This is a genomic window from Proteus faecis (assembly GCF_003144395.1).
In the GTDB taxonomy this organism is placed as follows: domain Bacteria; phylum Pseudomonadota; class Gammaproteobacteria; order Enterobacterales; family Enterobacteriaceae; genus Proteus; species Proteus faecis.
Window position 1 is genome coordinate 95,728 of sequence record NZ_PENZ01000012.1, and the last position, 23,579, is coordinate 119,306.

16 protein-coding genes, 1 pseudogene and 1 riboswitch are annotated in these 23,579 nt (G+C 38.4%); of the genes and pseudogenes, 4 read left to right on the plus strand and 13 right to left on the minus strand.

The window, feature by feature from the left end; translation table 11 throughout:
- Nucleotides 1-94 precede the first annotated feature (94 nt).
- The 9 genes and pseudogenes from pta to nudF form a co-directional block, all read right to left on the minus strand.
- Nucleotides 95-3,325 carry an autotransporter Pta gene (pta, locus tag DK858_RS03355; RefSeq protein ID WP_109396217.1) on the minus strand — a complete coding sequence of 1,077 codons (3,231 nt, stop codon included), beginning with the start codon at nucleotides 3,323-3,325 and terminating at the stop codon, nucleotides 95-97.
- Nucleotides 3,326-3,775: 450 nt separating this feature from the next.
- Nucleotides 3,776-5,194, minus strand: a complete 1,419-nt coding sequence (gene ftsP, locus DK858_RS03360) for a cell division protein FtsP (RefSeq protein ID WP_109396218.1) — start codon at nucleotides 5,192-5,194, stop codon at nucleotides 3,776-3,778.
- 385 nt (nucleotides 5,195-5,579) lie between these two features.
- On the minus strand, nucleotides 5,580-6,329 hold the full coding sequence (locus tag DK858_RS03365; protein WP_109396219.1) for a 1-acylglycerol-3-phosphate O-acyltransferase: 750 nt from the start codon (nucleotides 6,327-6,329) through the stop codon (nucleotides 5,580-5,582).
- A gap of 65 nt (nucleotides 6,330-6,394) precedes the next feature.
- On the minus strand, nucleotides 6,395-7,120 hold the full coding sequence (locus DK858_RS18480) for a DNA gyrase C-terminal beta-propeller domain-containing protein (RefSeq protein ID WP_410110860.1): 726 nt from the start codon (nucleotides 7,118-7,120) through the stop codon (nucleotides 6,395-6,397).
- Between the two features lie 51 nt (nucleotides 7,121-7,171).
- Nucleotides 7,172-9,352 (minus strand): annotated as a pseudogene (gene parC / locus DK858_RS03370) (DNA topoisomerase IV subunit A); the annotation flags it as partial.
- Between the two features lie 31 nt (nucleotides 9,353-9,383).
- The gene (gene parE / locus DK858_RS03375; RefSeq protein ID WP_109396221.1) at nucleotides 9,384-11,279 is read right to left on the minus strand and encodes a DNA topoisomerase IV subunit B; all 1,896 of its coding nucleotides are present in this window, start codon (nucleotides 11,277-11,279) and stop codon (nucleotides 9,384-9,386) included.
- Between the two features lie 124 nt (nucleotides 11,280-11,403).
- A complete protein-coding gene (gene yqiA / locus DK858_RS03380) occupies nucleotides 11,404-11,979 on the minus strand; it encodes an esterase YqiA (protein ID WP_109396222.1) in 576 nt (191 codons plus the stop codon).
- Between the two features lie 3 nt (nucleotides 11,980-11,982).
- Complete coding sequence (gene cpdA / locus DK858_RS03385) at nucleotides 11,983-12,822, minus strand: 3',5'-cyclic-AMP phosphodiesterase (RefSeq protein ID WP_109396223.1); 840 nt, start codon at nucleotides 12,820-12,822, stop codon at nucleotides 11,983-11,985.
- A 226-nt stretch (nucleotides 12,823-13,048) separates the two neighbouring features.
- Nucleotides 13,049-13,684 (minus strand): ADP-ribose diphosphatase, encoded by a 636-nt coding sequence (gene nudF / locus DK858_RS03390; protein ID WP_109396224.1) that lies wholly within the window; start codon nucleotides 13,682-13,684, stop codon nucleotides 13,049-13,051.
- 213 nt (nucleotides 13,685-13,897) lie between these two features.
- Between nudF and tolC the strand changes: the two genes are divergently transcribed.
- The 3 genes from tolC to DK858_RS03405 all read left to right on the plus strand — a co-directional run bounded on the left by tolC (nucleotide 13,898) and on the right by DK858_RS03405 (nucleotide 17,525).
- Nucleotides 13,898-15,295: an outer membrane channel protein TolC gene (gene tolC, locus DK858_RS03395; protein WP_109396225.1), complete on the plus strand. Its 1,398-nt coding sequence runs from the start codon at nucleotides 13,898-13,900 to the stop codon at nucleotides 15,293-15,295.
- A gap of 329 nt (nucleotides 15,296-15,624) precedes the next feature.
- On the plus strand, nucleotides 15,625-16,353 hold the full coding sequence (locus DK858_RS03400; RefSeq protein ID WP_072064305.1) for a DUF1190 family protein: 729 nt from the start codon (nucleotides 15,625-15,627) through the stop codon (nucleotides 16,351-16,353).
- An 8-nt stretch (nucleotides 16,354-16,361) separates the two neighbouring features.
- Complete coding sequence (locus DK858_RS03405) at nucleotides 16,362-17,525, plus strand: glutathionylspermidine synthase family protein (protein ID WP_109373065.1); 1,164 nt, start codon at nucleotides 16,362-16,364, stop codon at nucleotides 17,523-17,525.
- A 508-nt stretch (nucleotides 17,526-18,033) separates the two neighbouring features.
- Here the strand turns inward: DK858_RS03405 and ygiD are convergent.
- Both ygiD and ribB read right to left on the minus strand, forming a co-directional pair.
- Nucleotides 18,034-18,819, minus strand: a complete 786-nt coding sequence (gene ygiD, locus DK858_RS03410) for a 4,5-DOPA-extradiol-dioxygenase (RefSeq protein ID WP_109396226.1) — start codon at nucleotides 18,817-18,819, stop codon at nucleotides 18,034-18,036.
- Nucleotides 18,820-18,993: 174 nt separating this feature from the next.
- Nucleotides 18,994-19,647 (minus strand): 3,4-dihydroxy-2-butanone-4-phosphate synthase, encoded by a 654-nt coding sequence (gene ribB, locus DK858_RS03415; protein ID WP_109396227.1) that lies wholly within the window; start codon nucleotides 19,645-19,647, stop codon nucleotides 18,994-18,996.
- A gap of 124 nt (nucleotides 19,648-19,771) precedes the next feature.
- Nucleotides 19,772-19,931: riboswitch (FMN riboswitch) on the minus strand.
- A 201-nt stretch (nucleotides 19,932-20,132) separates the two neighbouring features.
- Between ribB and ubiK the strand changes: the two genes are divergently transcribed.
- Nucleotides 20,133-20,453 (plus strand): ubiquinone biosynthesis accessory factor UbiK, encoded by a 321-nt coding sequence (ubiK, locus tag DK858_RS03420; RefSeq protein ID WP_109396228.1) that lies wholly within the window; start codon nucleotides 20,133-20,135, stop codon nucleotides 20,451-20,453.
- A gap of 98 nt (nucleotides 20,454-20,551) precedes the next feature.
- On the opposite strand, the gene DK858_RS03425 is transcribed toward ubiK, so the two are convergent.
- The gene (locus tag DK858_RS03425; protein WP_109396229.1) at nucleotides 20,552-21,874 is read right to left on the minus strand and encodes a 6-phospho-alpha-glucosidase; all 1,323 of its coding nucleotides are present in this window, start codon (nucleotides 21,872-21,874) and stop codon (nucleotides 20,552-20,554) included.
- On the minus strand, nucleotides 21,874-23,502 hold the full coding sequence (locus tag DK858_RS03430) for an alpha-glucoside-specific PTS transporter subunit IIBC (protein ID WP_109396230.1): 1,629 nt from the start codon (nucleotides 23,500-23,502) through the stop codon (nucleotides 21,874-21,876). The genes DK858_RS03425 and DK858_RS03430 overlap by 1 nt, the downstream gene beginning before the upstream one ends.
- Between the last annotated feature and the right edge of the window lie 77 nt (nucleotides 23,503-23,579).

The window sequence follows — 23,579 nt, forward strand, 5'->3', positions numbered from 1 at the left end:
GTCATTTAAAAATAAAATATTAATATTAACTTTAATACAAAAAAAAGCCCTTATTACTAAGGGCTTTCAATATCAAAAAAATAACAAATAAGATTTAGAAATTAACTTTCAGTGTTGCATTAATACCACTTGAGCTTACATCACTATTATATTGACCTTGGTAAGAAATACCGAAAGTTGTTGATTTGCTTAATTGCGCATCAACACCAAAGCCAACACCAAATAGATTATCCAGTTTACCACCACGTAATGTTGCATCACCGGAATTTGATAAGAATAGGCGTGATTCAGGGCGATTATCACCAAATAAATGACTTGCAGAAATATCGCCTTTTAAAGCCATATTAACGTTGCCAGCTATAAATGGATATCCACCACGTAAACCAATAGTACCGACTTGAATATCTTGTGAATCAGTCTTAGTGGTAAATTTCATATTACCGACATTTTCATTGATATCATCAGTTGATACACGCAACCAGCTAAATCCTGCATATGGCTCAATAGCATATTGATTAGTATTAAATTGAGTATAAGCACCTTCTAAGAAGATTTGAGTAATTTTTGCATCATAACTTGTAGAGTTATAACCTGCATTTTGTCCTACCCAAAGTGTTCTTTTTGCATCTCTATCTTGGTTAGTATGTGTGAAACCATAATTTAATGAAGCCACATCATACAAATTAGACACCCCATAAGCACCAATATGGATATCATTGCTGTCTATTTTACCGTGTTCATTACCTTTATATTTGGTTGAACCTGCACCAAAGAAGAGACCCGCTTTCGTATTTTCAGTCACATCAATTTCTGCGCCTAATAACCCTGCATAGAAATCAACATCCATATTGCTATGACCATAATCAGTATTACCCCATTGGCCAATACCTGTCATCCAAATACGTGCGTTACTGCTATCCAATGTAGCATAGCGACCTTGACCAATACCCATAGCTTGATCTTTCACTGTACGAGTTAACCCTAAAACATTTACGACACTCGCACTGTTTGCATTAAGGTACATATCGCTCCCCAATGAATTATAAGTCTTGCTCAGATCTCTTTCATTCATTGGTAATACTGCATTGAATAAATCGCCACGACCTGTGCTATTCAATGTATTCGCAATAGAGCGACCATTTTCATTGTTAGCAAAAGTGGCTAAAGAGGTATTTTCTTTTTTACTTAATGTACCTGTAATTGTGTTGTCTTTTACAGAAACATTTTTATCAAATAACGCATAGTCACTATTTGCAACCACGCTATTATTCGCTAACATTTTTGTTTTAGTACGATTATCAACTAAATTGTCTGCATTAACGGAACCTGTCGCAACAGTATTGTTCAGATAAATATCTTTTAACTGACCTTCATTATCTGCACCAACATCTAAATTTGCCCCTTTATTTAAGGACATATCGCCGACATTAACATCATGCCCAACGGTCACCAAATATGTACCTTTATCATTAATATTAATATTAGCTTTATGACTCTCATTTGATGCCAATTGGCCTTGTTGTGTAAAGGTATCGTTATAGCGATCAATAACACTTAATTTACCGCCATTAACATTAACAGCTTCAGTGCCAAACGATTCGGTAAAGCCATATAACGTTCCTTGCTCGACTGTTGTACCGCCACGATAAGTATTATCGCCAGTCATCACCAATGTGCCTTCACCTTTCTTAACTAACGCACCATCATATAAACCGGCGTCAATTTTAGCTTGAATAGCATCAGCACGTTTTTGGTAATACTCTTTACGCCATTTTTCAGCATCTTCTTTACTTACAATATGCGAGGTTGGATCTGGATTACCATCATTGATAACAAAATCCGTTCCTAGATTATAATCACCACCAGCAGCAATGCCTTTATCTGTATATTCCTTCAGCCATGCGAGATCTTCTTGTTCACGTAAATCTAATGCGGTTTGTGAAATATCATTTGTCCAGACATCAAGCGGTGTCATGCTTAAGTTATATTCAAATTTACCTAAGAATTGCCCCGGACCATACATCCCTTTATCTAAATCTGGTGTACCCCAACCATAACGCACATCCGGCGTACCTTCAGCCGCAGTCCAGCTATCATATAAAGATCCATCTGGGTTATGATGGTTGGCCGTTGTAAACATCACATCACGCACTTGCATCGCATTCATAGAGCCGTAACGAGACATTAATACGCCCATTGCACCAGTCACATGAGGTGCAGCCATGGATGTACCACTAAAGGTATCCCAACCTGCATTTCCCTCTTCATCAACAACTGACGAATAAATGTAACGACCCGGAGCAACCACCGTCCACCATTTCGCATTCCCTGCTTCATTAAAGATTTTTTCTAATTCATAACCTGACTTGTCGGCATTCTGTTTAAGACCGGCAACAGCGATCCAATGTTTTTCTGCTTCAGGATTAAAATAAGGATAAAGAGGACGATAATAAGGCTGGGCAAAATCGCGATTACCGGTTGTAAAGACTTGAACAACATTTGTGCCTTTTACTGCATCATAAGCGGCATCAACAAAGGATGGTTTATCACCATAGACTTTTTTAAAGTAGAAATATTCGTATTCTGTTTGTGCAGTAGTATCTACAGGCATATGTTCGGTGGTATTACCACCATCTGGGCCTTTCGTCGGAACTGTATTAATAATTCGAGGGTTAGTACCCCAGCTATTATTAATCACCTGAGCGCCTGCATCAACCATCGCTTTCCAACCAGTATAGAAATAGGTGTAATCTTGATAAGGGCCGTAGTTATTGCTATCTGTTGCCCCCGTATTTCCTAAATAAACATCAGCACCCCATGCAACCCCATGCATGCCATTACCGTCACGGCTTGCGCCTACCGTGCCTGTCACGTGTGTTCCGTGTGTATCATTCACACCTTTGATCCAGCCTCCATCAACATCAAAGGCTTGACCTTTTTCATAATGCCCGCCCAATTTTTGAGGATAGCGCATACCTGTTGAACCATATTGGCCTTTGGCTTTAACAGCATGGAAACGCGCATCATTTAATTCAGGATGTGATAATAATGCACCTGAGTCCATCACACCGATTTTGGCACCTTGCCCATGAAAACCAAGCGCATAAGCACTAGAGGCATTCATCGCAGCAAGTCCCCAGTCTTTTTGATACTCTTGGCTTTCCCAACTTTTTGTATCACCTATTTGCCCAGCTTCTGAATATGCCACAGAATATCCAGAAAAAAGCAACGCTGATGCAACAAGAGAAAGTTGGAATACATTTTTATTTATTTTATTTTTTTTATTCATTTTGTGATGATGACTTAAAGCTATTTCTTTGTTCATTCTGTACCTTCAGTTATATTAAAATTTAATAACATTAATTAAGGATCAAAAATAAAAGACGTGAAGATTCTCTAGTTTCTAGAAAAATAATTACTTGAAGGGCATCTCAAAAATATGATTTAACACCATAAAAATAGATAGATTGACTACATAATCACAAATTAATAGATAGATTAAACAAGAACAGAACACTTTTTATTATATTACAAACAAGCAAAATTAACCTATTTCAATATTAGCCTCATTAATGACAATATTTAAGTCAACTAAACAAAGAGAACTTAAATAAATAAACAAAATATCAAATTGATTAACAATTTGTTTTTAAGAATACTTACCTCTATTTAACTTTAGTCTAAAAAAACAATCTAGATTATTTTTAATATAAAAAAACAGTATCTTTATTTTAAAAATACTGTTTTTCTTTTAATTGAATGTTACTACTGTTCTTTATTCTAAAGGCGTGACTTCCATTTGACCTACCATACCTTTATCTGCATTTTCTAATAACTGGCTATAATACAGGAAAGGGAAATGCGAATAAGAAGGCTGTTTTAGTTCCACTAGCAATTCACTTTGATTCTCAATCCAAACAGTATCTTTCCAACCAAAATCGGCGGGTGCAGGTTTCTGACCATTATGATTAATCACTTTAAAACGGGCACCTTCAATATGGAATGGTTGCGGTGTCGGTACTGTTACAAGCCAACGCTCCCAGCCATTTTGCTTACCCACTAAATCAATTCTTGAAAGTTCCCAACGAGCATTATTTATTCCCGGTGGACTGTTATGCAGTTGAATAGTTCTAGGCTGAATAGAGGTAGTAATTTGTGTATCATCTACCGCTAATTGCGTAGGAACTTTGTCTGTCATTAATGACATTAATCCGGTTGGTTTAATAGTTAGTATATTGGTATTACGTAATAAATCAGAAGGCTCAAAAATACCACGGAGCCTATCCATAAAGCCGGCACTTTGCCCTGCGGTAATGGTGACGTCACCACCTTCAGACATATCAACCAATATTTCACGTCGCTCCCCAGGAGCCATTGGAATTGATTTCAATTCTACAGGGGATGTTAATAACCCCTGATCAGAAGCGATAAGGTAAAGTGAACGACCATCATTTGCAGTGAGTTCATAACGACGAGCATTAGATGCATTAACTAAACGTAAGCGGATCCAACCTCTAGAAACTTCAATATAAGGATCTTCACGTCCATTAACTAGCAATGTATCACCATAGAAGCCATCACTAGCAGCTTCTTTGTCGTATTGTGGCGTGCCAAAATTATCAATCCGTTTATCTTGAATAATGATCGGAAAATCATTCACTCCATAATGTTTTGGTAGCGGTAGGGATTTGCTCTCTTCATCTTCCACAATCCACATTCCGACCAATCCATTATAAACATGAGGAGCCATTTTAAACGGCGTATTGGCGTGATACCAACATGTTGTTGCTTTCTGACGAATAGGCAATACCGGCGACCAATAAGCTCCAGGTGACATTAGTCTTGCAGCCCCGCCGACTTGAGTGCCCGGAACTAATAAGCCACTTACCGTCATTGATACCGCTTCATTAAGGCGGTTACTATAAATCAGTTTTATATCATCGCCACTTTTGACTTTGATTGTCGGTCCCGGAGTTGAGCCATTGATCCCCCAAACTTCCGCTTTTTGAGTACCATTAAACGCCCAATGCACATTTTGCAAAGTTAAGAACAGTGGCTGACCACGACGCGATTCCAACAATGGCGGTATAGGTAATTTTTTATCATTAACTGATTCAGCACGAACAGAAGATATAGAGCCCAGACATACCGCTAAGCCTGTAGCCTGAATAAACTGGCGACGACTAAATGACATACTTTCTCCGCAACAAAATACAAATATTCCTATTGCATAATCAAAATGCTGTGACAGGAAAAAAGCTGCTGTGATTTAAAGACAAAAGGACTTAAATGAAATTACGGGAGCATAATAGCGCGGATGTGACATAAATCCTAAAAATAGTTGATAACCAGCACGCTAAATAATTCAAAATGCAGCTAGGCAACAACTGGAATACATAAAAATATATACTCTAAATAATTTAAGGTGCAACTAGGCGACAAGTGAGTGAGTCGCTAGTCACATACATAAGTGTGTGACTAGTGCAAATGAGCTTAGTCAACAACGTTGCACCTTAAAGTATGACGAATATATGAAGATCAGGCTTATATTCGTACTAACAAAGAAACTAAAAGAAGTATTAATTTAACTTACCGGGAAAATCACGTTTATTCATTTCTTCAACTTCTCTGTCTAGCTCTTCAATTTTCGCTTTCATAATTTGACGACAATCTTCTGCTAATTCTCGAACTTGATCTTTGGTGTATTTTGAAACATCAATTGGAGGTAACATTTCAACAATAACATAGCCATTATTCCAACGGTTTAGCTTGATTTTACCCTGCGTTGTTGAAACACAAACAGGAATAATCGGTACCCCCGCTTGAATGGCAGCATGGAATGCCCCCGTTTTAAACGGTAATAATCCACGGCCACGGCTACGAGTTCCTTCTGGGAACATCCAAACAGAAATCTTCTTCGATTTAATTTGATCAGCAACTTGTGAAATAGTGCCATGCGCTTTAGAGCGATTTGCTCTATCAATTAAAATATTCCCCGTGATCCAATACAATTGACCAAAAAAAGGAATAAAAATTAAGCTTTTTTTACCTACTGTAACGGTATTAGGTTGAACCGCATTTGACATCGTTACCATATCAAAATTATTTTGATGATTTCCGATATAAATACTTGGACCATAACTTTTTGCTTCTTTTGGAAAGCGCTCAACGAGTTTGATACCAAAAATAGTAGATAACTTGCCGAATAAGCGTCCATAAGTCATTACATGCTTAGGATTTCTTGGTGAAAACATGCAATAAATCATCCCAAACGTCACCACAATAATGGTGTAAAGAATGACAATGATGCCTCGAATAATGGCTAACATAAGTTTTAGCGTCCTAAATAGAAGTGGGTCAACCAGACCCACTCAATATCAATTAAGTATTAGATTTAATTTGTTTCAATATCAATATGATCGATAACTTGAGCACCACGAGGTAAAGAGGTTCCTCGACGTCCACGTTTTGCTTTAAAGCTAACTAGCTCATTCATCGACATGGTTATTTTACGTTTACCAAAATGCAGTGTAACAGAGGCATTTTCAGGTAATACACGTAACCAAGCGACATTATCTTCACCACTTGTGGCTTGTGACGCCGGAATAGAAACCATTTGATTTCCTTTTCCTTTTACCATCGTTGGTAATTCCGATGCTTCAAAAATCAGCATTCTACCGCCTTTAGTAATGATCATAATGAGATCAGTGAGCTCATTGTTCAAGCGTTGTGGTGGTAATGGTAATGCATTTTCAGGTAAAGTCAGTAATGATTTTCCTGCTTTATTTTTAGAAGTTAAATCATCAACCTGACAGATAAAACCATAACCAGCATCAGATGCCATTACGATCTTATCCGTATTTTCGCCCATAATAACATGACGTAATTGTGCACCTTTCTGGACTTTTAATCGCTCAGTTAGCGCATCACCTTTGCTACGTCCCGAAGGTAATGCATCAACATCAACGGTGTAGCTTTGACCTGTGGTGTCAATTAAGTGTACTGGTTGATTACTCATCCCTTCAACAGCATCAAAATAATCATCACCGGATTTAAAACCAACCGATTTAGCATCGATACTATGTCCTTTTTGACAACGAATAAGTCCTTTTTCAGACATAATGACGGTAACTGCTTCAGGATGTAGATGTTTTAACGGAATAGGTTCATCACCCGCATTACCGCTAAAATAGTTGATCTCTTCTGCTTTAAGCACTTCTTGCTGACCATCAACAGTAAAGATTAATGCTTCATCTTTAGGTGCAAACAGCATTTGTTCAATCACATCACCTTGTTCTTTTCCTAAAGCAACAAGACGTGTACCACGTCCTTTTTTATTCATTTCATTCAGTTGTTCGGCTGAAATGGCTAAAATACGTGTTTTATCAGTGATGATAATAAACCAGTGTTGCTCATTTTTCTTTTGAGGATCAACTAAGAGTGGTGCTAATAATTCAGTCTCTTCAGAAACGGTTAGTAGCCCTTTACCTGTTTTATTCTTCGTTTCCATCTCATCGTAGGAAAGAACTGAGCCATAACCTTCTTTTGTTGCCAGTAAATATTCTTGTCCCGCACTTCCCGCTAACATGTATTTCACACTGGCTTCAGGTGGGAAAGTTAACTTACCGGTTAATGGTTCGCCTTGGCTACGTCCTGAAGGCATATCATTTGGACTCAAGGTATAGCTTCGTCCGGTGGAATCAAGGAACAGAACAGGCTGATTACTCATACCTCGTACGGCACTGTGATAACTATCCCCAGCGCGATAACTCATGCCTCTAGGATCAATATCATGTCCTTTTGCATTACGTACCCAGCCCATTTCAGAAAGTACAATGGTGACAGGCTCTGATGGCAACATATCTTGCTCATTCACTACTTTCGCCTCTTCTTGAGGGCGGATAGGTGAACGACGATCATCACCAAATTCTTTTGCGTCGGCTTCAATTTCTTTTTTCAGTAAAGTATTTAAACGACGTGGTGAGCTTAATAATTTCTCAATACTATCGCGTTCTTTTTCAAGCTCATCACTTTCGCCTTTTAGTTTCATCTCTTCCAGTTTGGCTAAATGACGTAAACGTAATTCTAAAATAGCTTCAGCTTGAATATCAGATAACTCAAAACGACGCATTAATTCTGCTTTTGGCTCATCTTCATGACGAATAATTTCAATCACTTCATCAATATTGAGATAAGCAATTAATAAACCTTTGAGGATCTCTAAGCGACGTAAAACTTTTTCTAAACGATGATTTAATCGGTTTGTCACTGTTTGGCGACGATAAACTAACCATTCGTTTAAAATAGTCAGTAACCCTTTTACTGCTGGGCGGTTATCTAACCCAATCATATTTAGGTTAATGCGATAACTTTTCTCTAAATCAGTATTCACAAACAAGTAGTACATCACTTGTTCTAAATCGACGCGATTACTACGAGGAACAATAACAAGTCTAGTAGGATTTTCATGATCAGATTCATCACGTAAATCTTCAACTAAAGGCAGTTTTTTTGCTCGCATCAATGCAGCGATTTGCTCAAGTACTTTGGCACCAGAAACTTGATGAGGTAATGCCGTGATCACCGCACATCCTTCTTCTTTCTGCCACACTGCTCTCATTCTGACAGAGCCACGTCCTGTTTTATAAATCTTTTTGATATCGTCTTGAGCAGTAATAATTTCAGCTTCAGTCGGATAATCAGGGCCTTGAACATATTGCATCACGTCAGATAACCCTGCATCAGGGTTATCTAAAAGCATGACTAAAGCTTGCCCTATTTCACGCGCATTGTGCGGTGGAATGTCCGTTGCCATCCCAACAGCAATACCCGTTGTGCCATTAAGCACAATATTAGGTAAGCGTGCTGGCAACATTTTCGGCTCTTGCATCGTGCCGTCAAAGTTAGGGATCCAATCTACCGTACCATGACCTAATTCACTCAATAATGTTTGTGAATATTTAGAAAGGCGTGACTCGGTATAACGCATCGCAGCGAAAGATTTTGGATCATCCGGTGCCCCCCAGTTACCTTGTCCATCAATTAACGGATAACGGTAAGAGAACGGTTGAGCCATCAGTACCATTGCTTCATAACATGCACTATCACCATGCGGATGATATTTACCTAGCACGTCACCAACAGTACGGGCTGATTTTTTAAATTTAGCGGTATTACTTAAACCAAGCTCTGACATCGCATAAACGATGCGACGTTGCACAGGTTTTAGCCCATCTCCAATAAAAGGTAATGCACGATCCATAATGACGTACATGGAGTAGTTGAGATAAGCATTTTCTGTAAATAAGTGGAGCGGTTGGCGCTCTACACCATCATGAGTCAATTCACTCATTCAATTTTTCCTCAGACTCTTGTGGTATCCATTACACTTCGATGTCAACTTCATCGCCCTTCTCTTGTAACCAATTTCGGCGATCTTCAGAGCGTTTCTTCGCTAACAACATATCCATCATGCCTAAGGTTTCTTGATAATTTTCATCATCAATCACCAATTGCACTAAACGACGCGTATTAGGATCAAGCGTTGTTTCACGCAGTTGAAGAGGATTCATCTCCCCCAAACCTTTAAAGCGCTGTACGTTAGGCTTTCCTTTTTTACGACTTAAACGTTGTAAAATGGCATTTTTTTCTGATTCATCAAGGGCATAATGAACTTCTTTACCTAAGTCGATACGGTAAAGTGGTGGCATCGCCATATAAACATGCCCTTCCTTAACAAGAGCCGGGAAATGGCGCACAAATAAAGCACACAATAAAGTTGCGATATGTAAACCATCCGAGTCCGCATCCGCAAGAATACAAATTTTACCGTAACGCAGTTGGCTTAAATCATCGCTATCAGGATCCATACCAATTGCTACCGAAATATCATGGACTTCTTGTGACGCTAACACTTCATCTGAAGAGACTTCCCATGTATTTAGGATCTTACCGCGCAAAGGCATAATCGCTTGATATTCACGATCTCGAGCTTGTTTAGCAGAGCCTCCTGCAGAGTCCCCTTCAACCAAAAATAGCTCGGTGTAACGTAAATCTTGAGAAGTACAATCAGCCAATTTACCCGGCAATGCTGGCCCTGAAGTGAGTTTCTTTCTCACCACTTTTTTAGCTGCTCGCATACGACGTTGAGCGCTACTAATTGCCATTTCAGCAAGTAATTCACCGACTTGAACGTTTTGATTTAGCCATAAGCTAAAAGCATTTTTTACTGCATTTGCAACAAACGCACTCGTCTGTCTTGAAGAGAGTCGCTCTTTGGTTTGCCCTGCAAATTGGGGATCTTGCATTTTCACTGATAATACATAAGCACAACGCTCCCATGTATCATCAGCGGTTAACTTAAGGCCTCTTGGTAGTAAATTACGGAATTCACAAAATTCACGCATTGCATCTAACACACCTTGGCGTAAACCATTTACGTGTGTACCACCTTGAACTGTCGGAATTAAGTTAACATAGCTTTCAGTAAGTAGATCGCCACCTTCAGGTAGCCATAACATAGACCATTCAACGGCTTCATTATCTCCTTCAAATTTACCTGTAAAAGGCTCTTCAGGAAGGCGAACAAATTCAGCAACAGCTTCACTTAAATAATCGGTTAAACCATCAGCGTAACACCAATTTTCTTGGGTGTTGTTTACTTTATCGACAAAAGAAACATTCACGCCCGGGCACAATACCGCTTTAGCTTTTAATACATGAGATAAGCTTTTAGAAGAAAAACGAGGAACATCAAAATAAGTCCCATCAGGCCAAAAATGCACACTCGTTCCTGTGTCTCGTTTTGCACAGGTGCCAATCTCATGCAACTCTTCAACTTTATCGCCATTTTCAAAGGCTATTTGGTAAATTTTACCATCACGACGAACAGTTACTTCAATACGTTTTGAGAGGGCGTTAACAACCGAGATCCCCACACCATGCAACCCGCCAGAAAATTGATAGTTTTTATTAGAGAATTTTCCTCCGGCGTGGAGGTGAGCAAGGATTAACTCGATAGCTGAAACCTTAAGTTCCGGGTGAATATCGACAGGCATTCCTCGCCCATTATCGATAACTTCGATAGATTGATCTGCATATAAAATGACATCGACCTTCGATGCGTGTCCCGCAAGCGCCTCGTCCACGCTATTATCTATCACTTCCTGTGCCAAATGGTTCGGTCTTGTTGTATCTGTATACATCCCTGGACGGCGACGTACAGGCTCTAGACCATTAAGAACCTCAATATCCTTTGCGTTATAACTTGATTGAGTCATTGTTTTAATCTGCGGTTCGCTGTTAGAAAAATACTGTTTATAATAACAGGTGTTGGCGGCAATATGATATTAATTTTCGGATAGATACATCAACCTACGTTTTACAGGTTAATCAACCGAAAGGCTAAATTATCTTTAAAAATTGAATAATTTTCGGAAAAAAACGTTCAAAACCCACAAAAGCATGGTTTCCATCCGATTCTATGGTTTGCCTACACGCGCCAAGATATGAGACAGCTTGGCGATAATCAAGTATTTCATCTCCAGTTTGTTGAAGCAACCAAATAAGTTCTGGTGATGTGATTGTGGGAATACGCAAAGCAAGTAACTCATCCATATGATGAGGTTCTAGTTTATATCTTTGATGTGTATACGGATTTTCGTTCTCACCCAAGAAATTTTGCAAAAGATCGAAAGGGCGTATCGCAGGATTAACAACCACAGCGGGTAAATGAAAACGTTGAGATAACCAAATAGATAAATAGCCACCTAATGATGAGCCAATTAATCCAAGCTTGTCATCAGCTCTCTCTTTAGCTAACGATTCAATTAGCTGAGCAGCTTCTTGAGGATAAGGTGGCAATTGAGGTACTAACAATTCAATTTCAGGATGTGTTGTTTCAAGCCATTGGCGAAAAGCCTGTGCTTTTGCTGATTTAGGTGAGCTATTAAAACCATGTAAATAAAGAATACGAGGCATAACTTAATAGCCATCCGCATCAAGATCAGGACAAAATTCAGTACCCGCTAAACGGTAAACTTGTGTTTCAATTTTGCCCTTCTCATCAGATGAAAGTGACATTTCCAAATAGCGCCAACCCGGAGAAACAGTATCTAATGTAAAATTTGTACAATGAGGACGAAACTGAATGCACGTAGAAGGCGTCGCCAATAAACGAATACCATTCCACATCTCATCCATTTCTTGATGAATGTGCCCACAAAGCATCATTTTTACTTGAGAGTGCTCTCTTAAACGCTCAGCCAATTCTTGAGAATTTCTTAAACTGTGTTGATCTAACCATGTGCACCCTGAAGGCATAGGATGATGATGCAACAAGATAACCGTATCTCTGTGTTTTTGACTTTCGAGACAACGTGTTAGCCAATCTAACTGACAATCTGATAACTCACCATGAGGAACGCCTTGAATTTGGCTATCTAGTAACAGCATTTGCCAATTATTACCAATCAACACTTGTTTAGCTGACAAAATTCCTGCCTGATTTAAAGCATCAATCATCGCAGGTTGATAGTCATGATTACCTGGCAACCAAACACAAGGAGGTGTTAGTGTCGCAACGCCATCAACAAAATGCTGATAAGCTTCAACGGTTTGATCTTGAACTAAATCACCTGTCGCAACAATCAAGTCAACATCAAGCCCTTGCTCTCTGATCGCATTTAATACCGCATGGTAGCTACGATAGGTATTTATACCCAGCAAAGTGTCTTCCACATTAGCAAAGAGGTGGGTGTCTGTAATTTGTAATATTCTTACGGTGCTTTTGTGTTTCACCGATAATTCAAGCTGGCTTTCCAAAAGGTTTCCTTGTTTCACTCTCATTAGCCGTTATGTTAACGTATTTTTGTAGTAAAGATCTGCCAACCAATACACATTTCAAAAGATTAGTGAGAAATATTCTCGCTTTCAATCACGTTTTTTTCACTTCTTTTTACAATTTAATTCATTTGATATCGTATACTTAGAGATAGTTACTCTACTTGATAATATTATTAAAAACACCCTTTAAAGATTGATTAATATCTTAAATTACTGACCAACGCTTTCTTAACTCAAGGTGATGAAGTTGTAACCATTGAAGTGCAATAACAGATGCAGCATTGTCAATAATGCCCTCTTCAACCCAACGATAAGCTTGTTCTCTGCTAACAACATGAACACGAATATCTTCATTTTCACACGCTAACCCATGAATACCTTTTGCGGTTGTTGCATCAACTTCACCGACATAAACATACATTCTTTCGCTCGTGCCACCGGGGCTAGAAAGATAACTCACAATAGGTTCACATCGCCCAACAATCACACCAGCTTCTTCTTGGGCTTCACGTCTAACAACATCTTCTGGACTTTCTCCGTGTTCAACCATACCTGCAACCACTTCTAACAACCATGGTGTCTCGCTGGTTTCATACGCAGGAATACGAATTTGCTCAATTAATACCACTTCATCACGTTTGGGATCGTAAGCAAGCAAAACACCCGCATTGCCTCGTTCAAAAACCTCACGTTTAACCTCTTCACTCCATCCACCTTCAAAAAGGCGATGTTTAAAGCGATATTCGGTCATGCGAAAAAAGCCTTTGTATAGATCTTTTTGATTGAGCAATTTCACATCTTCACGACCATATAAAAATGGTGTATTTTCCCTTTTCTTCATACAATGTTCCTTAAGTTACATTTAAGAGTCTTTTTATTGCTTACGTTTAATACAGATTTAAAGATATTTGCCAACAATTCATGTAAAGTTAATCTAAAATAAAAGGATATGGCACAAATGGCTACCCCTACTTAGGGAAACAATCTGCTAGAATTATCCCCAATCAAGATTAACAGAGGCAACTCAGCGAAACTGTTGCAACAAGGAATTAAAATGAAAAAACTGCTCTCTCTTTTGATCACGATGAGTTTGGCAGGATTCAGCACTGCAAGTCAGGCTGAGGATCTGCTTCAAGTTTATCAAAAAGCAAAGGACAGTAACCCTGAGTTACGCAAGTCATTAGCTGAACGAAATCAAGCTTTTGAAAAAATTAATGAAGCTCGTGGCTCATTATTACCACAATTAGGATTAGGTGCGTCGGCAGATTATAAAAGCGGCTATCGTGATGCAAGAGATACCGAATCCAACTCTATTGGTGCAAATTTAACGCTGACTCAAAGTGTGTTTAACATGGCTTTATGGCGCCAATTAAACATTCAAGAAAAAACTGCGGGTATGAGCGATGTAACCTACCAAACAAGTCAGCAAAAGCTGATTTTAGACACCGCGACCGCTTACTTTGACGTTTTGCGTGCGATCGATTCATTATCATTTATTGAAGCGCAAAAAGAACAAGTTTACCGTCAATTAGATCAAACAACTCAACGTTTTAACGTAGGTTTAGTGGCTATTACTGACGTACAAAATGCGCGGGCAAATTACGATAGCGTACTGGCACAAGAAGTCGCTGGCCGTAACCAATTAGATAACGCATTAGAAAAACTGCGCCAAGTAAGTGGTATCTATTACATTAATCTTGCCTCACTAAACATTGGTCGTTTTTCAACCACTTCACCAGACTCTATTGAGAAACTGCTAAAAGATGCTGAAGAGCGTAACTTAAGTTTATTAAGTGCACGTTTGGGCCAAGATTTAGCGCGCGAGAATATCCGTTTAGCACAATCTGGTCACTTACCAACCGTAGATTTAAATGCATCAACTGGTGTATCCAATAGCCATAGTCACGGTAGCGCATTACCTCCAGCAACAGCAGGTAATAGTCGTAATAGTTACAGTGGCCAAAATAGTATTGGTCTGTCTGTTAGTATTCCTCTATATACAGGTGGCAGAACAAGCTCACAAGTTGAACAAGCACAATATGGTTTTACTAGTGCAAGCGAACAATTAGAATCGGTTTATCGTTCTATTGTCCAAATTGCCCGCTCTTCTTATAACAATATCTCTGCATCAATCAGCAGCATTAAAGCGTATCAACAAGTTGTGGTTTCTGCACAAAGTTCATTAGATGCAACAGAAGCGGGTTATCAAGTGGGTACTCGTACTATTGTTGATGTGTTAAACGCCACAACAACACTTTATGATGCAAAACAAAAATTATCCAACGCGCGTTATGACTATTTAATTAACCAATTAAATATTGAATATGCCCGTGGCACATTAAACGAAAATGACTTAATTAAGTTAAATAATACACTGGGCGCAGAAGTTTCTACTTCACCAGATAGTATTATTCGCCCGTTAACAAGCCCTTCTCTTAACGTTGCGCCGTGATCGTGAATTAAGCATTAAGTCACTTATAAAAAACCGCTTTCAGCGATAAACTGATAAGCGGTTTTTTTTATGCTTCTTCTTCACATAAAATATTATGTTATGGCTTAAATTAAGATCTTAACAATATTTATATTCTTGTATTAACAAATAGCTTAATCACAATTAGGTTAAAAAAAGAAGATTCACCTAATTTCATTACACTTAACCTTATAAAGATCACAAATTTCTGGTTATCCCTGATGATTAGGCGTTTCTTATTTATTTTCTAGACTATTTAACCTATCCTAGCTTTTATTTTGAACGTTTTACTTTTTATGGATCTTATCAATATGCCAATGAAACGTACCAAATCGATTAATCGAGATGCTTTCCGTAAAGCATTTCGTCCTTATCGTCTGGCGCCTGTTGCAATCGCCATCACTGCTGTATTCGCGCTTTCAGGATGTGAAGAGAGCGATGAGACAGTTTCACTGTATATGAATGCACAAGAATGTGCTCAAGCGAATCCTTCACAAGCGGCACAGTGCGAGGACTCTTATCGCACAGCATTGCAAGAAGCACAGCGTACAGCCCCTAAATACGCAACATTAGAAGACTGTGTAGCTGAATTCGGTGATGCACAATGTACACAAACAGCATCGATTGATGGACAAGCTGTGAGTACTGAAAATGCCAATAATTTAAACCCAGACAGCTCACAAATGGCTCAAGCTAACTCCGGTGGTAGCTTTTTTATGCCATTAATGGCGGGTTATATGATGGGTCGCCTAATGGGTGGCGGTGCACCAGCACAACCGCTATTTAGTTCACGTAATCCAACAAGCCCTGCAAATGGTAAATTTGTAGATGCAACAGGCCGTAACTATGGTCCTGCGGTTGGTGGGCGTCAAATGAACGTACCAAAAACAGCCATGACACCAAAACCATCAACAACCTCAACAATAACACGTGGTGGCTTTGGTAATACGGTGTCAAGACAAGCAGCCGCTCAACGTACCAATGCTACAAATAATAACCGTAGCTCAACCGGTTCATCTTCTTATCGTTCAGGTGGTTAATTAAAACCATGAAACGCGAAAATATCATTGAACGCCCGGATTGGCGTGAAAAAGCAACTGAATTTGGCTTTAACTTTCATACAATGTATGGCGAGCCTTATTGGTCTGAAGATGCTTATTATCAATTCTCAATGGAAGAGGTTGAAACGTTAGAAGAAACGACAGAAGAGTTGCATCAGATGTGCTTACAAGTCGCTGATAAAGTGGCTAATAGCGAAGAGTTGCTGACTCGTTTTCAAATCCCACGTCACTGTTGGGATTTTGTCCGTGATTCATGGAAATCGTCTCAACCTTCACTCTATTCACGTCTTGATTTAGCCTATGACGGTAAAAGTCCGGCAAAACTGTTAGAAAATAATGCAGATACGCCAACTTCACTGTATGAATCTGCTTTTTTTCAATGGATCTGGCTTGAAGATCAAGTCAATGCTGGTCGTTTACCACAAAATGCCGATCAATTTAATAGCATTCAAGAGAAGTTAATTGATCGATTCGCAGAACTTCGTGATCAATACGGAATGCGTTATCTGCATATGTCTTGTTGCCAAGATACCGAAGAAGATCGTGGTACCGTTCAATATTTACAAGATTGTGCTGAAGAAGCAGAAGTCACAACTGACTTTGTCTTTATTGAAGATCTGGGTTTAGGTGAACGTGGTGAGTTAACTGATCTGCAAGATCAGATAATCAGCAATATGTTTAAACTTTATCCTTGGGAATTTATGTTCCGCGAAGACTTCTCAACTAAACTGGCTGATGCGGGCATTCGTTGGTTAGAACCTTCTTGGAAGAGCATTATCTCGAATAAAGCATTACTGCCAATGCTTTGGGAGATGTTCCCTAACCACCCAAATCTGCTACCTGCTTATTTTTATGATGGTAAAGCGCCTGATTCATTATCACGTTATGTTATCAAGCCACTGTTTTCACGCGAAGGTGCAAATATTCGCATTGTTGAAAATGGCAAAGATATTGCTGTTGCAGATGGGCCTTACGGTGAAGAAGGCTTTATTGTTCAAGATTTCCATCCACTACCAAAATTCGGTGATAGCTATACATTAATTGGTAGCTGGTTGGTTAACGACCAATCCGCAGGTATTTGCATTAGAGAAGATAGAGAGCTTATCACTCAAGATCTCTCCCGCTTCTATCCACATATTATTTTAGATTAATAAAAATCTTAAAATTATATTGAGCACCTTATTGTTTATAAGCAATAAGGTGTTTTTTATTGCAAAAATCTGCTCATTTTATGATTTCAATATATGGCTATATTCCAGAAATAATCATATCCATAGCAGATACAATCGCAGTATGGATCTCAGATTTAACACACACGATAGATATCAACTGTTCTTAACTTATTCTTTGCTACAACGGTTATAGATTTCGTCATAACAACATATTTCTGATTATCTATTTCAATATCGATTTATTTAATGAAATATAAAAAGTATTCATTGAATAGTAATGAAGCTTATCAGAGATTTATTTAAATAAAAATAAAATCAATATAAACAAAAGGTTAAATGTATTTATTATATCTATATAAAAAATTGGAAAGAACAACAATAAGGGAAATATAATGTGTCGATACGTTATATTTAATATAAAAAAGGTCAAATTCTATAAAAACGAATTTGACCTTTAGATTTTATAAACTGGTTTTATTGGATGATTTTATCCAATTTGAAATGTCATCATGCTGAGCGATTTATTGACAATATCATTATTCAGTAATGTCACTTTTTCACCTTCTTGTTTTAAACCTAATAGGTATAACGCAGGTAAAAAATGCTCTGCGGTTGGATGGGACAATCGCCCTTCTTCCGTTGATAAAATCGTAAATAAATCAGTTGGCTCTTTGTCACTTTGCAAACTACTTTCTATTGCTTCACTAAACGAAAGTGCCCAAGGATAAGGCGCTGCATCGCTATTTTGCCAATCCATCATTCTTAAGTTATGAACAATATTACCGCTACCAATAATTAAGACACCTTCTTTACGCAATTCAACCAGCTTTTGCCCTAATTTATAGTGCCATTGTGCCGATTGACGTGCATCAATGCTTAACTGAACAACTGGAATATTTGCGTTGGGATACATTTTTTCAAGTATTCCCCAACTGCCATGATCTAATCCCCATTGATCCATATCGAGTTTTAATTTAATCGGATCAATCAGATCTTCAATCAGCGCAGCTAAACTTATCGAGCCTCGAGCTGGGTATTCTATTGCATACAATTCTGGTGGAAACCCGTAAAAATCATGAATTGTCTTTGGTTGCGACATTGCCGTTACATAAGTTCCATCAGTATACCAATGGGCTGAAATCACTAAAATCGCTTTAGGTTGAGGAAGCGTTTCCCCCAATTCTGACCAGAGGCGAGTATATGTATTATCTTCTAATACATTCATTGGACTACCATGCCCAATAAACAGTGCTGGCATCATTTTTGTTTCCATAACCACCTCTATGGCAAGTGTTCTTATCATATAAGCATACTGCCTTCTTACTTGAAATATAGTCAAAGAAGTATGAAATAGTTATTCAAAAAATATGAAAAAAGCCACCTAAGTTTCCTTAAGTGGCTTGATATAAGTGTGTGTGTTTTCAGTGTCGCTTATAACATGTTAATTTCAGCCAGCTTTTTTCTCCTTACGAAGACGATAAGCCACTAAATCTTCAATCGTTAATACCGGCATATTGTGCTTTTTAGCAAAAGTGATCACTTCTGGTGCTCTTGCCATTGTGCCATCATCATTTGTTAATTCACATAACACTGCAACAGGTTTAAAACCGGCTAAAGTTGCCAAATCAATCGACGCCTCAGTGTGTCCACCTCGCGTTAACACACCACCAGGCTGCGCTCGTAATGGAAATACGTGACCAGGGCGATTTAAATCACTTGGTTTTGCATTGTCAGCCGCAGCCGCACGTACCGTAGTTAAACGATCAGATGCTGAAACACCTGTTGTTACACCTTGTGCTGCTTCAATTGTTACTGTAAATGCCGTATGGAAATGACTGGTGTTATTTTCCACCATCATAGGCAAATCAAGTTGTTGGCGACGTTCTTCTGTAATGCATAAACAAACAATACCACTACCATGACGAATAGACATCGCCATTTGTTCTGTAGTCATCGTTTCTGCGGCGAAAACCATATCGCCTTCATTCTCGCGATCCTCGTCGTCGAGCACCATCACGCCTTTACCCGCACGCAGGGCTTCTAGAGCAAGTTCAACACGCTCAAATGGATTACCGAATTCGGAAAGTAGCGTCTGATTCATGGTAAAAAAACCTCAATAATTAATGAAAGTTACCAGAATCAGGGCAGTCTTAGGAGTGGATCTCTGCTTAGTAAAAACACAAGCAGAAACAACAGGAATGGATACAATGATCCTACTGATGCTATTTTATTCTCTCCCATCCAGACTTTAACTGTCGGCTCCAGAATTACACTGGATCTGCTGACCTTTGCACTACAATAGCAATACAAAGCGCTCGCGGGCTTTACCTAACTATTTAGGTATCTACCGCCGGTGGGGACTTTCACCCCGCCCTGAGATTAACGGTGAAACTATACGCTTTAAAATTATAAGAGGCAATCATCAATCGGTGACAATCTTTGTTTCATCACATAATCATTTTATGACATACGGTTATTTAACGATTTATAATAAAAAATAACAATAATCTTGATATCTGGTTTTATTCCCTCTGTCCTCATATTACACTTAGCCTCAGCTTTCTATTTTATTTGTGAGGATTTCCCATGTTGGACCCGAAAAAACTTGAACAAGTTGCGCGCCAAATCCAAAACGTACTGCCACAAGGCATTAAAGATTTTGGTGATGATATCGATAAAAAAATCCGCACTGTTCTGCAATCTCAATTAAACAAATTGGATTTAGTCAATCGCGAAGAGTTTGATGTACAAACTCAAGTCTTATTGCGTACTCGTGAAAAACTTAATCGTTTAGAACAACGTTTAAATGAGCTAGAAGCGGGTCTGCAAGCAAAACCTCAAGCTAAAGTTAGCCAAATTGAAGACGTTGAAATTGTGGTAGAAACTCAAACAGAAAATAAAGCTTAATCTATTAATTTATTGCTTATTTAAGTCATAAAGCAAAAACCCTGTATCTCACAAAGACACAGGGTTATTTTTTATCTACTCACTATACTTATTAGCAACTATTTTAATTCTGGCCAATACTCTTTATTCGCTTCAATTAAATCATCTAAAATTGCTTTTGCAACAGTCGCACTAGGGACTGTTTTAGACATCGTAATCGCCTGCCAAAGTTTCAAATATGATTTTTCAATCCATGCTTCTACCACTAATTTTTCAACTGCAACTTGTTGGCTCATCATCCCTTTTTGGAATAATGGAATTTTACCCATAACTAAAGGCTCTGGCCCATGACTTCCAACAATACAAGGGATCTCAACCATTGCCTCTGGATCAAAGTTTATAATTGAACCATTGTTAGGAACGATCAATAACATTCTTTCTTGAGTATTAAACGCAATAGCAGTTGCCAGATCAACAATGTAAGAAGCGTGCTCATCAATCTCAAGATGCCCTGCTGATGATTTACCCGCACTCGTAATGGCACGACAAGCGCTAAATACATTCTTTTCTCTGTGCTCCATCACTTCATTTGCACGAGTATGATGAGGATCAGAATGCGCAACGACATAATCTGGAAATAAATAATATTTCAAGTAAGTGTTTGGCATTGTTGATGGATCTAACGCCCAGACATCTTTTGCTTTACCGAATGTATCATTCCAACTCGCTTCAACCGGCTCACCAGCCACTTTTGGAATATATCCATGTTCAGCAACATGTTTACGAATAACAGGCAATAAATCATTACCCTGCAGATCTTCAACCTGAGTCCACCAGCCAAAGTGATTTAAACCGTAGTAACGAACCCGCATCTCTTTGCGTGATTTTAATCCTGCAATTTGCGCCATACGTGACTCAATGCCAATTGGCATATCGCAAATATTTAAGATCTTCGCATTAGGTTTTAAACGACGAGTAGCTTCAGCGACAATAGCCGCAGGGTTAGAATAATTTAGCATCCAAGCATTTGGTGAATATTTTTCCATATATTCAACTAATTCTAAAACACCACCAATAGAGCGCATACCATAAGCAATACCACCAGGCCCACAAGTTTCTTGTCCTAATACACCATGACGCAAAGGAATTTTTTCATCTTTTTCACGCATTGGATATTTACCAACACGGATATGTGCCATAACAAAATCAACATCCGTAAAGGCAGTCTTAGGATCTGTGGTATAGCAAAACTCAATTTCAGGTGCTTTTTCAGTCAGAATTATTTGACACGCTTTAGCAATGATTTCTTGCCGCTCGGCATCGTTGTCATAAAATTTGATGGCTCTTAGTGGAAAACGTTTTAAATTCTCCAGAAGCATCAAAATAATACCGGGTGTAAATGTACTACCGCCACCTGCAATTACGACTGAGAACTTCTTCATTATATAGCCTCCGACAAGGTGATATTTTGTGAATCGTCTTTCATTAGTTGTTCAATCTTGTCTCTCACTTGAGAAACGTGTAGCCCGATAATAATTTGTAATGCATGACCTTTACGCACTACACCATGTACACCGAGCCCTTTAAAATAAGCATCCGTTTCAACTATCTCGTTATCTATTACTTCAATACGTAAACGTGTTGCACAGTTATTTAAGGATTTGATATTTCTGCTTCCCCCCAAGCCTTCGAGAATACCTTTAGGCAATGCAAGTTTGCGGTCTTCTTTTGCTGTTTTTGCACTATCTGAATTTTGTGATTTTTTATTTTTATAATCTTGTTTGCTATAAAGTTTTATCTCTTCGTCATCTTCTTCTCGGCCTGGTGTTTTTAAATTAAGTTTGATAATTAATGTTCTAAACACCACAAACCAAATCATCGTAAAAATTAAACCTATGACTATTTGTGTGATAATCATTCCGTAATGGTTATGGAACATTGGGATCCAATTCATAGGAAGGAAATTATCGATGATCCCCCCACCCATATTTCCAACAACGCCAAAGTGATAAAGCGTTGTCGCTAATGTGGCGGCTAACACGGCATGAATCGCAAACAATAACGGTGAGATAAATAAGAATGTAAATTCTAAAGGCTCTGTTATTCCCACAAATACCGCGGTCAATGCAGAAGGTATAAGTAAACCTGCAATTTTGGCTCTATTCTTAGGTGCGGCAGTAAAGTAGAGAGCCAGCGCTATACCAATAGAGCCAAAGACCTTGCTATTACCATGTAGCGCAAAGCCACCTTCAGGAAATAACTCTTTTAAAGATTGAGTACTTTGACTGAAATATTGCATATTTTGAGCCCAATCAACTTGAATACCATGTTCAGTGACTGCTGGGCCAAAAATAAAAGGTCCGTAAATAAAATGGTGTAAACCAGTAGGAATTAAAATACGCTCAAGAAAGGTATATATCCAAACACCCAAAGAGCCTGATTCAACCATAAATACTTGCAAAGATTGAATACCAATTTGCACTTTAGGCCAGAAAAATAACGTTATCCATGCTAAGGGCAACATGACAAAAAAACTAATTAATACAACATAGGATGTACCTTGAAATATACCTAGAAATACAGGAAGCTGTTTATCGAAATAACGATTGTGTATACCTGTTACAATACCGGCAATAATAATTGCACCAATAATACTGGTATCTAATGTTTTAATACCTGCAATCATGGTAAGGCCACTATTTCCACCGACTTCATTTGTAAAGTCCACGCCAAAATAACTGCCCCAAACAATCCCCATTGCATTAATAAAATAATTCCAAGTGAGAAAACTCACCATAACAGCAAGGCAGGCTCTTGCTTGTGCTGTTTTTGCTAAACCTATGGGTAAACCAATTGCAAAAATAAGAGGCATATTACGAAAAACAGTCCATCCTCCCTCTTCAATAATATGAACAATTTGAGAAAATAAACTATCGGGTCTTAATAAATCTTCACTAATAAATAATGGATTCTGTAATAGAATTGCAATGCCTACAACAATACCTGCAAAAGGAAATAGCAGGACAGGGGTAAACATGGCTCCACCAAATCTTTGTATTTGACTGAGCATAAAAATATCCTCTTATTTACTGCTACTGAGATAACATGCTATTTAATTTATTTTTATTCTGTAAATTTAGATTAGAT